The sequence below is a fragment of the Brevibacillus sp. SAFN-007a genome (genome assembly GCF_051967035.1).
In the GTDB taxonomy this organism is placed as follows: Bacteria; Bacillota; Bacilli; order Brevibacillales; family Brevibacillaceae; genus Brevibacillus.
Map to the genome: position 1 here is coordinate 22,397 of NZ_JBQCKK010000028.1, position 15,849 is coordinate 38,245.

The 15,849-nt window shown below is 47.2% G+C and carries 17 protein-coding genes and 2 pseudogenes; 3 read left to right on the forward strand and 16 right to left on the reverse strand.

The window, feature by feature from the left end:
• Positions 1-143: 143 nt before the first annotated feature.
• Positions 144-224 carry a four-helix bundle copper-binding protein gene (locus tag ACTHO6_RS19700; RefSeq protein ID WP_327922376.1) on the forward strand — a complete coding sequence of 27 codons (81 nt, stop codon included), beginning with the start codon at positions 144-146 and terminating at the stop codon, positions 222-224.
• Between the two features lie 67 nt (positions 225-291).
• Here ACTHO6_RS19700 and ACTHO6_RS19705 read toward each other — a convergent pair whose 3' ends face one another.
• Complete coding sequence (locus tag ACTHO6_RS19705) at positions 292-1,350, reverse strand: F510_1955 family glycosylhydrolase (protein ID WP_327921747.1); 1,059 nt, start codon at positions 1,348-1,350, stop codon at positions 292-294.
• 194 nt (positions 1,351-1,544) lie between these two features.
• Here ACTHO6_RS19705 and ACTHO6_RS19710 point away from each other — a divergent pair, with 194 nt between their 5' ends.
• Complete coding sequence (locus ACTHO6_RS19710; protein WP_327921745.1) at positions 1,545-3,209, forward strand: multicopper oxidase family protein; 1,665 nt, start codon at positions 1,545-1,547, stop codon at positions 3,207-3,209.
• Positions 3,210-3,271: 62 nt separating this feature from the next.
• Here ACTHO6_RS19710 and ACTHO6_RS19715 read toward each other — a convergent pair whose 3' ends face one another.
• The 4 genes from ACTHO6_RS19715 to ACTHO6_RS19730 form a co-directional block, all read right to left on the reverse strand.
• Positions 3,272-4,609, reverse strand: coding sequence for a HAMP domain-containing sensor histidine kinase (locus ACTHO6_RS19715; RefSeq protein ID WP_327921743.1), 1,338 nt, complete (start codon positions 4,607-4,609; stop codon positions 3,272-3,274).
• Positions 4,606-5,307: a response regulator transcription factor gene (locus ACTHO6_RS19720; protein ID WP_327921741.1), complete on the reverse strand. Its 702-nt coding sequence runs from the start codon at positions 5,305-5,307 to the stop codon at positions 4,606-4,608. The genes ACTHO6_RS19715 and ACTHO6_RS19720 overlap by 4 nt, the downstream gene beginning before the upstream one ends.
• 33 nt (positions 5,308-5,340) lie before the next feature.
• On the reverse strand, positions 5,341-6,129 hold the full coding sequence (gene lgt / locus ACTHO6_RS19725) for a prolipoprotein diacylglyceryl transferase (protein WP_327921737.1): 789 nt from the start codon (positions 6,127-6,129) through the stop codon (positions 5,341-5,343).
• Positions 6,130-6,550: 421 nt separating this feature from the next.
• Positions 6,551-7,132 (reverse strand): TVP38/TMEM64 family protein, encoded by a 582-nt coding sequence (locus tag ACTHO6_RS19730; RefSeq protein ID WP_327921735.1) that lies wholly within the window; start codon positions 7,130-7,132, stop codon positions 6,551-6,553.
• 71 nt (positions 7,133-7,203) lie between these two features.
• Between ACTHO6_RS19730 and chrA the strand changes: the two are divergent.
• A pseudogene (gene chrA / locus ACTHO6_RS19735) lies at positions 7,204-8,022 on the forward strand (chromate efflux transporter); the annotation flags it as partial.
• A gap of 292 nt (positions 8,023-8,314) precedes the next feature.
• On the opposite strand, the gene ACTHO6_RS19740 reads toward chrA, so the two are convergent.
• The 11 genes and pseudogenes from ACTHO6_RS19740 to ACTHO6_RS19790 all read right to left on the reverse strand — a co-directional run bounded on the left by ACTHO6_RS19740 (position 8,315) and on the right by ACTHO6_RS19790 (position 15,776).
• Complete coding sequence (locus ACTHO6_RS19740) at positions 8,315-9,145, reverse strand: ThiF family adenylyltransferase (protein WP_327921733.1); 831 nt, start codon at positions 9,143-9,145, stop codon at positions 8,315-8,317.
• Positions 9,132-10,244 (reverse strand): hypothetical protein, encoded by a 1,113-nt coding sequence (locus tag ACTHO6_RS19745; protein ID WP_440243351.1) that lies wholly within the window; start codon positions 10,242-10,244, stop codon positions 9,132-9,134. The genes ACTHO6_RS19740 and ACTHO6_RS19745 overlap by 14 nt, the downstream gene beginning before the upstream one ends.
• Positions 10,245-10,312: 68 nt before the next feature.
• Complete coding sequence (locus tag ACTHO6_RS19750) at positions 10,313-11,074, reverse strand: hypothetical protein (RefSeq protein ID WP_440243352.1); 762 nt, start codon at positions 11,072-11,074, stop codon at positions 10,313-10,315.
• Complete coding sequence (locus ACTHO6_RS19755; protein WP_440243353.1) at positions 11,046-11,570, reverse strand: hypothetical protein; 525 nt, start codon at positions 11,568-11,570, stop codon at positions 11,046-11,048. Before ACTHO6_RS19755 ends, ACTHO6_RS19750 begins: the two co-directional genes overlap by 29 nt.
• Positions 11,571-11,590: 20 nt before the next feature.
• Positions 11,591-11,848 carry a hypothetical protein gene (locus ACTHO6_RS19760; RefSeq protein ID WP_327953514.1) on the reverse strand — a complete coding sequence of 86 codons (258 nt, stop codon included), beginning with the start codon at positions 11,846-11,848 and terminating at the stop codon, positions 11,591-11,593.
• A gap of 152 nt (positions 11,849-12,000) precedes the next feature.
• On the reverse strand, positions 12,001-13,122 hold the full coding sequence (dnaN, locus tag ACTHO6_RS19765) for a DNA polymerase III subunit beta (RefSeq protein ID WP_440243354.1): 1,122 nt from the start codon (positions 13,120-13,122) through the stop codon (positions 12,001-12,003).
• A 104-nt stretch (positions 13,123-13,226) separates the two neighbouring features.
• Positions 13,227-13,802, reverse strand: a pseudogene (gene radC, locus ACTHO6_RS19770) (RadC family protein); the annotation flags it as partial.
• A gap of 192 nt (positions 13,803-13,994) precedes the next feature.
• Entirely contained in the window at positions 13,995-14,201 is a 207-nt protein-coding gene (locus tag ACTHO6_RS19775; protein ID WP_440243355.1) for a hypothetical protein, read from the reverse strand.
• A 285-nt stretch (positions 14,202-14,486) separates the two neighbouring features.
• The gene (locus ACTHO6_RS19780) at positions 14,487-14,849 is read right to left on the reverse strand and encodes a DUF6573 family protein (protein WP_440243356.1); all 363 of its coding nucleotides are present in this window, start codon (positions 14,847-14,849) and stop codon (positions 14,487-14,489) included.
• A 109-nt stretch (positions 14,850-14,958) separates the two neighbouring features.
• Complete coding sequence (locus ACTHO6_RS19785; protein WP_440243358.1) at positions 14,959-15,354, reverse strand: hypothetical protein; 396 nt, start codon at positions 15,352-15,354, stop codon at positions 14,959-14,961.
• 2 nt (positions 15,355-15,356) lie between these two features.
• Positions 15,357-15,776, reverse strand: a complete 420-nt coding sequence (locus tag ACTHO6_RS19790; protein ID WP_440243359.1) for a hypothetical protein — start codon at positions 15,774-15,776, stop codon at positions 15,357-15,359.
• Positions 15,777-15,849: the final 73 nt, after the last annotated feature.

Sequence of the window (15,849 nt, forward strand, 5' to 3'; positions counted from 1 at the left end):
GGACCCAGTGTATCCAAACGCTTCGCGATTGTATAGACATCTGCGTCATCTCCACACAGTACATGGCACGCAACAGTCAATACGCCAAACAAATTTGCAGTATCTGCGCCACAATCTGCACAGATTGCGCGACCCACTGTGAAATGTTTAAGGATGAACATTGCCAGGAATGTGCGAAAATCTGTCGAGAGTGTGCGGAACAATGCCGCATGATGGCTTCGTAATAAAGACTGGATGGGAAAGGCTCAAGCCTTTCCTTTTTCGTTTCCATTTGTAACGTCTATTCGCTAATCATTCTTCGGCGGAAATGGTTTTCCCCTTATCCGCGACCATAATCCAATTGGAGCCCTTGTCGTCGGAAACAAACACACTGTTCTTGAAGGTAGCTAAAGCCAATTGATTTTCATGAACTGGATTTTGGGCCAAGTAAGCGACGGCATCATCCGTTGGAACGGGAATTGTCAGTTTTTCCGATTGATTGTTTGCCAGGTCCACCTTTTGAAGAAATGCTTTGTTTTGGTAACCACCAACAAATAATTCGCCTTGCTGATTAAAATACAACGATGTAATTTGTCCGTCCGAGACAATTTTTTCAAATTGGTTTCCAAAATCCTTGGAAAGGTATACTGCAGCAGGTGTCCCAACGGCGACAATGGAGGGTTCCGACGGATGGGCCGCCATTACAATCGGCTCCTCCTGAACCCCGCTCATCTCGCTTTTTGTCCAGGTGCTTCCTTCGTCTGTGGAATAGTATAGACCCTCCGAGTCCATTTTGGAATTTGGCTGTGGGTTCAAAACGTAGATGGCATGAGACGCAAATCCAACCGCCATGTTGTGGAAGTCTGTTTCACCGTCCAAAGCAAGGGACTTCAGTGCTTTTCCTTCATCAGTGCTTTTCACGATTCCGAATGGATTATTCAAACTCGAACCCGGGTCCGGATGTCCGCTGCTGTAAAAACCGTCGTTTACCGGAGAAAATCCCATATAATCATGTTTTGCGCCTTCCGGAATGACCCAACGCCCTTGTTCATAAGCCCGTAATCCATCATGAGCCGCAATCAGGAGACGTTTACCATCTGACGAAAATCCCATTCCATGTGTATGTTCCAGATTGGTATTGCTATGATTGTTACTACCGAATAATACCATGGCTCCTGTAATAGCAAAAACCACAAAAGAAATCCCCAGCCCCCATTTTATGTAGCCAAGCTTTTTGGACAACCGCTTACGCCTCTCCCTATCTTCCTGTCTCTTCACATTCTTCAATTGTTCCAATTGCCTTTTTGTTGCTATTAACCCAAAAAAGAGGAACAGAGTGATAATTGCTGTTCCAACCAATGTAATACCCATGGATGCTGCTCCTTTCTAACTGCTCGATTCGGTATAATCCTTTATATTTTAAACGGTACTTGTGAAGAAATTATGTGGAAGGCAAGAAAAAAGAAAGGATTTCCCTTGGATGCACTCCCAGATCGTTCTTCTCCATTTTTTCTTCACAATCGTATGTTATGCTCATCTCAGAAAATAAAAAGGAGGGTTAAAGTATGGTGAACCGAAAACACAAGAAGAAGTGGATTGCGCTCCCCATTCTTCTAACGGGGGCTCTCGTGCTTTCTGCCTGTTCCAATAATACATCAAACAATATGGAAGGCCATGACATGTCCAGCATGGGTTCCATGAATGCAAAAGCCAATGAGCAGCCGAAACAAATGTCTGCTTCAGCCGATCCCAAATTTCAAGTGCTGACCGGCAATACCTTTACGCTGACAGCAAAGGAAAGCATGCTCATGCTGGATGACGACACCATGAAAACGGCTTGGACCTATAACGGTACAGTGCCGGGTCCGCAGCTGCGCGTGAAACAAGGAGAAACGATCAAGGTCGTGTTGAACAACGAACTGCCGGAACCCGTAACGATTCACTGGCACGGCCTGCCTGTCCCGAACAATATGGACGGAATTCCCGGTGTGACACAAAATGCGGTAAAACCGAATGAGAGTTTCACCTATGAGTTTAAAGTGGATGTTCCCGGCACATACTGGTACCACTCCCATCAGGACAGCAACAATCAGGTTGACAAAGGATTGTACGGGTCCATTGTTGTCGAACCGAAAGAGTCCCAGCCGGTTGACAAAGATTACACAATAGTCCTGGATGAATGGATGGAAGATGACAGCATGGCCGCCATGCACGGGGGCGGCGGTCCAGAAACCAAACAGAGTGGCGGCAACTCCAGCAACCCCGATATGGACATGGGCGGCATGGACCATGGCACTATGAATATGGGCAACGGAAGCGACACCAACAGCACCGGCATGGACATGAGCGGCATGAGCGACGCTGAAATGATGCCACTTATGTACAACATCTTTGCCGCAAATGGCAAGACCGGTTCTGCGATCGAGCCGCTTGGCGTAAAAGAAGGAGAAAAAGTGAGAATCCGCCTGATTAACGCAGGCTACCTCTCCCACAAATTGCATCTGCCCGGCCATGAATTCAAGATTGTCTCCACGGACGGACAGCCGATCAACAACCCGCCCGCAATTAGCGGACAACTGCTGAACATCGCGCCTGGAGAACGGTACGATATCGAGTTTGTCGCCAACAATCCCGGTAAATGGCTGCTGGATGAACACAGCATGAACCCGGGAGCCAAATCCCTGGCGATCCCCATTGTTTACGAAGGATCCGAGCAAGCATCCCCAAAAACGGATTCAGGCGACATGCCGGTAGTCGATATGACCAAATACGGGGAAGCGGCAAAAAGCAACTTTTCCCTGGATGATCAATATGACGTTGAATACACGATGGATTTAGGGACGGATAGGAACAACGGAACCTTTACGATTAACGGCAAGACATTCCCGGACACACCTCCTATCAACGTAAAGGAAGGCGACCTGGTGAAAGTCAAATTGGTAAACAATTCACCGGAAGACGTTCACCCGATGCATCTGCACGGACACTTTTTCCAGGTATTGAGCAAGAACGGCCAGCCGGTTTCCGGGTCACCCCTTGTCAAGGATACGCTGAACATCCTGCCCGGTGAGGAATACGTCGTCGCCTTTCAAGCCGACAATGCGGGGAACTGGATGTTCCACTGCCATGACCTCGGCCACGCCTCCAAAGGAATGGTGACCCAAGTGCTGTACGATGGTTTTAAACCTGACTTTACCATCGACCCGTCGGCAAACAACAAGCCGGAATAACCGTGAAAAAATACAAAAGGGGGCAAAACACTTCGTTCTGCCCTCTTTTTCATTTCTCCCTCTCAGGATCTATTCTTCGCCACAGGGAACCGGATGGTAACGGTTGTTCCTCTGTCCACCTTACTCTCGATGGAGATGTTCCCGAGGTGCGCCTCTACGATCCCTTTCACAATCGTCAGCCCGAGTCCCGTGCCTCCTTTCTCCCGGTTGCGCGACTTGTCCCCGCGATAGAACCGTTCGAAGACGAAAGGCAAGTCCTTATCCGAAATGCCGGATCCATTGTCAGTTACTTTCACTTCCACGATTGTTTCCTTTTTTGCAACGGAAAGGATCACCTCGCCGCCCGACAGCGTATGTTTCAAAGAATTTGTCAGCAGGTTGGACAACACTTGCCCCAGTCTTTGCTTGTCCCCCTGGATCCACGCCTCGCTGTCCAGGCGGGTTGTCAATCGGATTCCTTTTTGCTGGAACGATGCCGTCATAGACTCCGCGATGTTTTCCACCACCTCGTTCACATCTATCAGATCAAGGGAAATGTTCATCTGGCCGGCTTCCACCTGCATCACCTGGTCCAGGTCACTCACGATGCGGATCAGACGAAGCACTTCGGAACGAGTAGCCTCCAGATGTTCCGGTGTGGCATCCCAGATCCCGTCCAGCATGCCTTCGGTCTGGGCCAGCAGCGTGTTCAGCGGAGTCCGCAGTTCATGGGCAATATCGGAGGTTAGCCGTTTTCGCAATTCTTCTTGGCTCTGCAAGTTTTGAACCAGATTGTTAAACGTTTGGACTAGGTCGTACATTTCGTCCTTACCTTTGGGGAGCGGAACTCGTACAGACATGTCTCCTTTGGTAACAGCAACAGCAGCCTCACTCATGTTGAGGATTGGCTTGGATATCCATTTCGCCATGCAAATGCTCACAATGCAAACTAGGACCAGCAAGGCAAGCATGGTCCACTGCAAGGCGTTGGTATGGGCAACCCGAAAGTGCTCTTCCAGGGAAAGCGCGTCTGAGCTGTCATACTGGATTTCCAGATACCCTGCCGGTACTCCACGCACGAGAACCGGGATCATGTCATTGTGAAACACAGAATGAGAAGCAACCGTATTACCAAACGTTCGGATGAGGCGTTTCTCCTGGTCGTACAGCGAGATTTTCAACCCGAGCACCTGGGAAACCGCTTCCACTTTGATCAAGGTACGTTCGCTCCACCCTTGTCCGGTTTGATACTCTTCCTCCAGGATGGCGAGGAGATCCTGATTGTGTTTTTGATGGACATCGCTTATGTAATAGGAAAAATGATGATCCATTTCTTGTATAGAAAGAATGGTTGACATCAAAATGCCGCTGGCGCTGACAGCCATAAAGGCCAGCGCCAGTTTCATCCAGATACTTTTCATGGATTAGCCCCCGTTCCGGGCGGGAAGTCGAGTCGGTACCCGAGCCCGTACACCGTTTTGATATAGGCAGGCTGCCGGGGATCCTCCTCCATTTTCTGACGGAGGTTTTTGATATGGGTATCGATGGTCCGGTCGCTTCCCGCAAAATCCAATCCAAGTACTTCTTCCACCAATTCCTCACGCGTCCAGGTTCGGCCCGGATAGCGAAGAAGCGTAGTCAGCAAACGGTATTCATTTGGTGTCATTTCGACCGGCTTTCCTTTCAGAGTGACACGCTTCTCCCTCAGAGATACCGTGATATCCCCTATTTCGATGATATCATGTAAGGAATGGTAATCCCCCATTCTGCGTAAGATGGCGCGTACTCTTGCCACCAACTCACGGGGACTGAAAGGCTTTACCAGATAATCATCGGCGCCGATCTCCAATCCAGTGATCTTGTCGGCCTCGCTGCTTTTTGCCGTCAGCATCAGGATCGGTACCCGGGACGTCTTGCGGATTTCCCGGCAAACTTCCTCTCCGCTCATATCCGGCAGCATCAGATCAAGGATCATCAGATTCAGGGGTAACGTGACGGCAAGCTCCAGGGCATCCCTGCCGTTTTCGGCCGTAATGACGTGGTAGCCTTCCTTGGTTAAATAGGACGACAAGATCTCCAGGATCTGCGGCTCGTCATCAACAATGAGAATGGAAGACAAAGCATATCACCTCAAATATGTCTTGTTTTAGACCTAACGAGAAATTTTGGACGGTTTTACCAGACGTTCACGGTACATCAGGATAGCCATGATAATCAGCATAACTAGAGCAACGATGAAACTGGTCCACTGCGCAGCAGTCCAATTGAACAAGTATCTGGGTGTATCCCCGCGTAAAAACTCTAGAGCAAATCTCCCCACTCCATACAAGATTTGATATGAGGCAAACAGCATTCCCTTTGGCAAACGTTTATTTTTCATTGCTAGCAAAATACCGAAAATAATAAAATCCCATTGTCCTTCCCAAATTTCAGCCGGCCACAACGGTTGTGACCCGTAGCGTTCAAAGGCAATCGTCCCTTCCGGATATACGATACCAAAATTACTCCCGGTTGGTGATCCATATGCATCGCCATTTAAAAAACAAGCAATCCGCCCAATTCCTTGTCCAAAGACGACTGCAGGTGCCAACGTATCAACAAAGTCCCAAAAGGACAACTTATGTCGCCACGTATAATATATCGCGGAAGCTATACCACCGATAATCGCTCCCTGTATGGATAATCCACCGTTCCAAATCGCGAAAATCTCCAGCGGGCGAGTCGAATAATACGCCCATTGAAAAAACAGTACCTCCCACAATCTTGCCCCGATTATAGCAAAAATGACCGCTGTAACTGCAAACGAAGATATATGATCACGATATACGGTATCTCTGGCTAGATATCGCGCGATCCCGACAGCTAAGAGGATGGCTAGAACGACCACGAGTCCGTAGGAACGGACTGGATAATCGCCAAGATAAAACAAAACGACTCTCATGCTATATCCTTCCCTTCTCTTTATGCGAGTTGAACATAAGGGTTAAAGCTGCAACTACCAATCTATCTAGAAAAATGTCATGGAAAGTCAATCGTTTTTGTGCGCTGAGCTGATGTAAAAGACGAATCAAAAGTTACCAAACCAACTCTTCAAATATTGTTCAAACTATCCCCAATATGTTGCCCCAATAATTTATGTCGATAGTATGGTCGGCGGTAGGGATCACTTCAGGACGCCCAGAAGTCCAGAATAACAGGCTTATCGCGCGTTTCCCAGCAAAAGGTTTGGTTATCCAGTGACGAAAGCAAAAAATGAGGAGCTGTAAACCTTGTTTTGAGTATCTGGTCAGATAAACGGATTTTTGAATAGTTATGGCAATTACCGCTAACATGTGATAATGTACAGAATCGCATCACTTTTGTTATAAATGCTTCCCCCTTTTACGACTTGACCAGAAAATTAGGAATACTAGGCTTCCTAATATCAGCGATGCAGCTAGACGGGATTTATTTTCCGAGATAAATACAATATCATGGGCAACAAAAGTCTCAAAAACCATGGAAGGAATTTTACCGATCAGTGTAGCCAACAAAAAATCGAAAAGTGATATCCTTGTCAGGGAAGCACCGAAATTGACAAACCCGGACGGCAAAAGAGGGTTAACTCGCAGTAAAACGATTCCTGCCAACTGCTTTAGTCTGGAAGAGTGGTTGACGCTTAGCACCCATTTGCTCTCCGACCATTTCTTCAGTTTTCTTGACTTACCAACTCCCCAACGATAGAGTAGGAATGCAAGTACTGCCCCCGTCACTTCTCCCGCCAAAGAAACGATAAAACCTCCCATCAGACCAAATACTATCGCATTTGCTCCCGATAAAAAAATAGAAGGCAGCACTCCCGTTATACTAATAACCACATTGAGTAGAATACTACCTGCAACAGCGATCACTCCCCAGGACCTTAACCATTCCGCAATCGCTTCTACGTTCGTAATCCAATCCACAGTGACACTCCTAACCCGTCTATCGTTTCTCGTACTGTAAGTATAAAACCCAAATATGTAGGAATTATGGAGCTGTAGCAATTGTCGCTCATGCAATTCTTGGTATGGGACAAAAACTGACTCCCGATAGGAACCGAGTGACCATCGCGATTATTACGGCATCAGTCACCCTTTTATGGCAGACAGCGTTCAGTCAGGTGCTATTGATTGTTACGGCAGGCTTAATCGGACTTTGGATGTACCGGAAAACGGCAATTCCGGAAGTTCCCAATCTGCCAGTCCCTATAAGCCGTGGGACTGCTGTCATTTGTCTGGTTTTCTTTTTTGGGTTATTAATCACACTGCCTCTGCTTCGACAATTTTTTGCCAGTGGTTGGCTACCCTTATTCGACAGCTTTTACCGTGCAGGTTCTCTTGTTTTCGGAGGGGGCCACGTCGTACTCCCCTTGCTCGAAAGAGAAGTCGTTCCCGCCGGATTGGTCAGCCGCGAGGGCTTCCTTGCCGGATACGGCGCAACACAAGCGGTGCCTGGGCCGTTATTCACCTTTGCTGGGTACTTGGGTGCGATGGCGAACGGTATATCTGGGGCTTTTATCGCAACAACGGCTATTTTTCTGCCGGCATTCTTGTTAATCATAGGAGCTCTTCCTTTCTGGAATTCCTTACGTAAAAATCCCAAAGTACAAGGCGCTTTGATCGGTATTAATGCGGCGGTTGTAGGCATCTTGCTCGCCGCACTTTATAATCCGTTGTGGACCACTGCGATTTTGGCACCTGTAGATTTTGCGCTGGCTGCAATTTTGTTTATTATGCTGGCATTCTGGAAAATACCACCCTGGGTAGTTGTTTTATCAGGCGCTGTAGGAGGAACGCTTGTTTCGAATTTGTAATTTAATTGGGCTCTGATAATTGTTCTATCAAACTACTATAAAAAAGATTAACCGACATTGAGTACGTAAATACTTTTCGAGTGGTGTCAGCTACACTCGTACTGCTGAACTTTAGAATCATTACGACCATTGAAATTTGGAACAGCAATAAAGCTGGTTACACCCTTAGCGTGGTGAAAACCGGCTGTTTTGGTGTCAGGAACTTCGTAGCGTTGTAAATTCGCGTTTTGCTGGTGGTACCCCCATATGAACTGTTAATACCAAAAGAAAGAGTGCCCATTTCTGGACACTCTCACCTATTAACTATCTCCCCACGCATGTACATCTTCTTTGCATGGAAGAATGTTACGTGTATGGATAATGTTCCTTCTCCAAACAGTTCATTCAAATAACCTGCCACTGCTTGCGCCGCAAAACGGTTGGTAATGAGCCTCTGCGGCTCAGACGTAATCATCTGTGAGCAGGCCATTTCAGACGGAGCGAACTCGTCCTCATCCTCCAATATGTCCGGAAAGCGGTCGGCCACTGGCTCCAGAACGGTTTTTCCGTTCAATCTGAGTCCGGCTACTACTTGACCTGTCCATCCGGTATTGGCGTGGCGCTGCTGCTCCTCCTCCGTCCACTCTTCACGTGGCCGCCCGTCACGAGGAACCCAGGCAGCTTCCACTCCCACATCGATGTAGAGCAGCTTTTCTTGACTTAGAAAGTAACTGTGCATGACCTGGCGCGTGTAATTGTTATCCACCGCACCGATCAAAATCGGAAGAAAATACGTGTCCCACCTGTAACAGCCGCGGTAATCCGTGAATTGAAACAGCCGTTCTAACGTTCTTTCATCCTCAATGTACCGTTCATCGAACGCAGCGATCGGCACTTGATAATGGCTGCGGTACCGGTTAGCCAGTACCGCAGCTTTCTTCTGTCCAACGTCCTTTGGGATAAAGAGTTGATTGGCCAAATTCTTTTGTTCTACCGTATCAGGATCGGCCACCAGATAAAACCCCTGTATCTTAAATATGTTCATCATTTGGGCGCATTGCTGCAGAATATACCCTCCATTGGCGCCGGCGCCGATCTGTACGATGTAGTAAAAAATCTTCTCCCGTTCGTCAAACCGTATCATCGTCTTCTGCTCCTTTCACGGAAACCTGTGGAAAGTCCAGGTTCGTCGCAGACTCAAACGGCAGCTCGAAGACGGTATGGGGATCAATCATCAGATACTCCCCATCCAAACACGTTCTCACCAGAATTTGCGGGAAGAAATCCAACACCCTTCCCACAACCGCGTAAAGGATCGGTGCCTGCTCCGAGCGATCATCTTGGGCGGAAAAGTAAGCGTCCATCGTGTTGTGCGAGTGAATTTCCATTACTTTGACGTGGTTCTCATCAAAGATTTGTTCAATCGGTTCGCACATGTGCTTGCTTACGATCTGTGCCGGGATCACAAATTGATAACCTTGCCCATCCCAATATATCTCACCGTGAATCTCAGAGCTGTATGTCCGGGCGAAGTGACGGGCAATGATCAAAAACTGCGTCAGAATCCCCCAGGGAATCATGGGGAATTTGAGACGCACGCCTTCCACCAACGCTGGAACACTGGGAACCTTCCGTGCCTTTTTGCAGATCGTTAGCGCTTCTGTTTCACGGATATGGTACATATGGCCGTCAGCTCCGGGAACATACATGTTGGACCGTCGGTTTGCCACAGCATCTTCCAATCGGAGGTACACGCCATGTCGGCGATCCAAAATCATCCCGCTTCCTTTTTTTCTTGCGGTTAGAACCGGAATGATCATGTTCTTTTCCTTATTGAATGTCATGAATGTCAGCTCTTCAGTTAATTCGCCAAAGTCGTTCTCCATCCGCTTCCGTACATCTTCGCCGGTAATTTTCCTCAACTTCATTTCGGTGTTGTCTTCACCTGTTTGCTCATCACTTGGAGAACTGTCTTGAAGACCATTTGTGATTTCTTCAGTTGTAAAATAATCGGTCAGAGGAATGTTCTCCCCGCCATACCGGATGATCGTCTCGGTGTTTAGCTCCCATGTTTCCGGTTCACTTTTCGTGACAGATGCAGCCGTTTTCTTTTTGTCCTTGGAAGCTACCCGTACTTTATCGGTTGCCGTTGTCCTTTTGCCTTTTCCTGTGTCCTGGATGGCCTCCGGTTCCCCTTCTCCCAAAAAGCTGAACAAGGTTTCTTGATACAGTTTGTCAGTCATGTTTTCATTCCTCCTCGTGTAATCTTTTCAAAAAAAGAAAGACTGTAGCTTTCGCTAAAGTCTTTGATCTACAATCCTTGGCAGTATTGTCCAAACGTTTGCTGCTTGGATGCTAACCATTCTTCTGGAAAATCCTGCCCCTGCATGCGATTGTATAGCTCCCGCAAATCACTGATCCCGGATTCGTTCCGGTTTGTGCTGTAATAGCAGGTGGAACTGGGAGCCGCAAAAAAGACCTGGTGCATGGAAGCAAGTTGGGCCAAGTCTTTGATCACTGGCAGAACATTTCCTCCCATACAAACCACACCATTCGATACATTCGCGTAAGGAAATTTGTATAGTTCGGTGTCCTCGCGAATCCTCCCCTTGTCCTTTACGGCCAGGATGTGCAGCTGTTGAATTCGACCATCCTGAATTCGGTATCCAAACAACATCCGCGGGAATCCTACTTGTTCAAAAGCGGTGTTATAATAGGCAATGTCCCATTTTCCTTTCGGCACCTCGATAAACACCATCTGAATCTTCTGCACACGATCAATCCAGATATGTTTGACGCAGTTGGGAGGTAACGTAGGGGTCTCCATACGTCTCGCCGGGTTTTTGATCAGTTTCTTTCCGATGATTTTCCGCAGCCTTTTCCGTTTCTGAACCCCAAGAATTCTCATTGGCTTTAAAAGCTCCGATTCAGAATTCCGGATGGACTCGACAAAATCATCAAAACTCATTACATATTCGTCAATCTGGACACCTTCTGATGAGGTTACGCAGATAGTACAATATGGTGTGTGCTGGGCAAAGTCATCAGTAAACTTCACAGTGAAATGAAGCATATCTCGCACCTCTGTTTCCTTTCAGATATTGGGTATACACCAACAAATTGTCGATTGACTTCCTGATCTGGATGAGCTCTTGGACGAACTGATTGAAAAAGAACGGACTTTCGTGGATCTCTATAAGGAAACCTACTTTTGTCAGTTCAATCATCATCTCAGCCCCGGTCCAGTCGCAGATAACCCTTTTGTTCCAGGTAAGCTGTCGTTCAACCCATTCCTTTGTAAACATTCCAAGAAGTGCTTCGACGTCTGGACAAAGGATAACGAACTTCCTGATGTCATATGCCCCTTCTTCATCTTGTTCCTCCGCGCAGGCACCAAACAGCCGCTCCATTGCCATAAAAAAGATATCGCCTCCAACGTTCTCATAGGCGTAATCCGTTACCCAGTGCCCCATGTCGGATACCCTGTAACCCGCATCATGCAAGAGTTTGAGGGCAAGCAAATTATCCAAAGAGCATTGGATGATATGGCAATCTTCAGCACTAAACATGTGGGATTCTCCTTTCCAAACTATATAAAGTCGTCTTCTCCTGCATACTGCTTCTTCCTGGAATGAAGGAGTGTGAATATGTTTTGTGTACTCCTGACATATTCATAGATCACGTTATACCGATTGACCCGCTCGATCTCTTCATCATAGATGTCTTCCATCGAATACAAAGCGTGGGCTTCATTGTAGACGTAATCCAACTCGTCCAGTGTGAAGCTGTCAAAATCGACTTTGGACGCATCGACGCCTGCGTACAGGTATTCGATGATGCGAAACATACCAGGAGTTTGCTTTCGAGGTATTTTGGATTGCAAGTTGCGCTCCTGAAGCTGCTGTAAGAACACATGGGTCGAGAATCTTCTCTTCCTCAATTTCCATACATCCTTTCAAAAACACAGAAGGGGAATGAAATCCCCTTCTGCTCTGTGAGTTATACCGACCGTACAGGCAATACCAGGGCAAACCCTAGGTCATCTCCTTTCGGCCGTATGATTAGCGGTGCATTGACTCCAGATGCATGAAACATGACTTCCTTGGCCTTCAAATGGCGCAACGCATCCAGGAGATATTTCGTGCTGAACTTCATCTCAAACATTTCGCCTTCGAGATCCGAGATAAACACTTCCTCCTGTACTTTTCCCATTCCCTCCTGGCTGGCCGAAATGAGAAGAGAAGGCATTGCGGATTGGGTCACCCGCAATCGACACATATTGGTTTTTCCTTCCTTGGAAACAATGCTCACCCGTTCCAGCACCTTGACTAACTCATCCCGATTTGCCACAAATGTGGTCGAAAAATTTGTGGGTATTACCCTGGATGTATCCGGATAGGTACCCGAAATCAGTCGTGACACATATGTCACGTTTTGGTGAGACAATCGTAACGAGTTCTCTGTGCAGTGGATGGTGACCTTATCGGTCGCATCCTCAACCAGCTTGATCATCTCTTCAGCAGCTCTTGCAGGTAAAATCATCTTGGGTAGCGGGATCTCTTGTTCCAACTGAACGGTCCACGTTCCCAGCCTGTGAGCATCCGTTGCAACAAACGTTACTGCCTTTTCCTTACCAAAAATATGGATTCCCTGCAGAGTGGGACGCGTAGTCGATACCGCGCATGCGTATCCCAAACGTAACCCATTTGCCAAATCCGATGCTTGGATCTCAACACAAACGCCTGTATCGTTAAATGGAAAAGAAGGGTACTCATCCGCTTCCATTGTCTTAATCTCGAAAGTCGATTTCCCTGCAGAGATGGAGATCTCATTTGTTCCAATTTTCAGCTGGATCTCACCTGCCGGCAGCTTACGCACAATGTCCAGGAATATTCGAGCCGGTACGACGATCGCGCACGGTTTAGATGATGAGCAATTGTTTTCTTCCGTAATCTGGATGGTGTTATCCGTATCCGAGCCGGTAATGGTCAAAGATTCTCCCGTGAATTGGAGATGAAAACCGGTTAGAATAGGAATCGTCGTCTGTTTTGCAACGGCCCGGTACGCTTTCGAAAGATCAGCAATTAAGCGTTCTGAATCCTTGATCACAATTTTCTTCATATTTTCTCCTTCCTCGAACCGGGGCCATGTGGCCCCATCGTTCGAGCCACACGTTTTTCCCCCTGTGGAAGGTACTGATTTGTACAAATCGTGACCTCAAGGTACTATATGTACCTCTGTTCCTTTAAACTAATGTATCCGTCATCCCCAATAATGACGTGATCCAGTAATGGGATGCCAACAACTTCTCCTGCTTCCATTAGGTTTTTTGTTACTTTTATGTCTTCTCGACTGGGCGTGGGATCACCACTCGGATGATTGTGCAGACAAATCACATTTGCTGCGCTCCTCTTGATCGCCTCTTTAAAAACCTCTCGGGGATGGACAACCGATGCATCCAAACTTCCGATAAAGATTGTCTGCTTACCGATTACACGATTTTTTGTATTCAGAAACAGACATATAAAATGTTCCTGCGTTAAGTACCTCATTTCAGGCATCATTAGTTCCGCTACATCACGCGGGAGACGAATGGAAATCCTTTTCTCTCTTGGGCTGGTTACATATTTGTGTGCCAATCCAAAGGAGGCGACGATCCGCTGTGCTGCCATTTCACTGATGGGCACAAGCTCCATGATTTCATGGGCAGACATCGAAGCGAGTTGTTGAATCCCGATGCCAGCTAACTTATGAATGATTACAGCATCCGCTTCGTTTCCGATAATGATCGTCAACAGATCGTTCAGATTTGCTTCCTTCGTCCCGTAGAACGATACGCTTTCCTTGGCTTTTTGGACAAAATCCGTTGCGAAGTATTCGTACTGAAACATGTCAATTTGTTTCACTGTTACCTCCCTACTCAAACCGGGCCGTGTGGCCCATGTTTGAGCCACACGTGTTCCGCCCCGGTGGTAGGCAAATGATTGTTTTCTTTAATTATGTTTATGTTGAATAGCCAAGCTGATCCGGTCCGGCTTGACGGAAACAATATCGACTGCGACATCATTTCCTAGCCGACGTTTCGTTTCCCTTTTGGCGTCAATTTCTGCTTCTTCCTCATCATCAGTCCAAACTTCGATAGTATTTTCGTACCTAGTCATCCCCATGCCCCAAGCTACGGTTTTGACTTCCCACTTCATTGGTCTATCCTCCTTGAACAGTTTGTACATTTATTCATACCAACGGGAGCAAATGCATTCCACGCATCCCCCGGTTTCGTTTTTCAAGTAGAGCGTGTCATTGCACTTACTACATAACGGTTTCTTGGATATAAATTCAGCCCGTTCAGAGAAAAATTCGCACACGTCTGCAAATTCGTCTCGTTTTTCCGGCCGAACATCCGCATGCCTGTTGGCCGAGCAAATCCCTTCCTCCCAGTGATAGCAATCACCGCAAGTAAAACAACTCATATTCGAACTCCTATCCTATTTGTATGTTCCTTCATTTTCTTCATCAGGCAGCATGATGTAGATGACCGCTTTTCCAACCGATTCTTTGTGAATCGAGGCTTTGAGAGAAACTGACGTTAGCATTCCGTCGATTACAAAATGAACGGAATATTGGATCGTCACGGGATCAACTAACACCCGACTCATGATGTGTTCCATCAGCATCATCAACATGTCCCAGATTCTGCCACTCTTGGTTTGGCCAACCGAAATGACCTGTTCCTGTTCGATATAAGTACTCCATAGGACAGGAGATACGAATACCGGGATATTGATCCCCATCTCTTTCGCGAAGGAGGAAATATCGATTCCTTCACGCTGTTGTTTGTCTTCTTCCATGAAAACCATCCCTCCGGTTTGGAAAAATGAAAAAGCCAGCACCTCTCATGAGATACTGGCTTGCCGTCCTTTGCAGTTTACACCGCAACTTTTTCCCGTGAATTTCTGTTTAGAAGAAACTCAGTTGTTCATACCTGATTCCAAGAAGCTCCCCGTATACTTCATATCCAATCTGGCAGTACCAGTCTTTATCTTCTCCTGAGCGGAAGATGAATGGTCCACCATCTCGGTAGGAAGGAAGAGTGATTGGCTTACCTGCAAAGAACATGGTGCAGTCCAGAGCGGTGTTGTCCTGTAGTTCCAGACCGATCACTTCAAAGCAATATGCTCCAGCTCGAACGATGACATTGTAGTCGTCCACATCATTTGACCATCTGTACACGTGGCGGTACCCAATTACCTCAAACCCGTAACGGTCTACGTATGCGTCAAATGTGTGGCCCCATCGAAAGCGGGTCTCAATCGCCTTGGTAAGCTGATCTGCAATCCCTTGATCCCATTCCACCGCTATTTCACCTTGGAGGAGCGGAATTGCTTACCGGACATGACACGAAAGACACCGTGTTCTTTCATCTGCTCTTCGTCCCATCCCGTCTTTTTCATGAGCTTCGTTGCCTCCGTTGATCCCAGCTTGAAGAAATCAAACGGATTCAACCCTTTTTCCCGGATATGTCGGGCAAGAGCTTCCCAATTCCCTTCCCACGAAAAAGACGGGACAAAATCAAATTGGGTGTCTCCCACTACGACTTTTCCGTTTTGCTCAACATACTGCTTCAGCTCTTCCTTCTTGGCTTTCAATATCGCTTCCAAATGTAGAATCTCAGCCGCCAATTGTTGAGCCTGTTTGTGATTTTCTTCTTTGTTTTCTTCCGGAAGATCCACTGGGATTGTTCCTTCATCAACCAATGCTGCCGCTTCGATACCCATCGGTTCATCCCATGGAAAAATCACCGTTTGACCGTTCATGTTCATGCAATATTCCTCCTCCATTTTGATCATG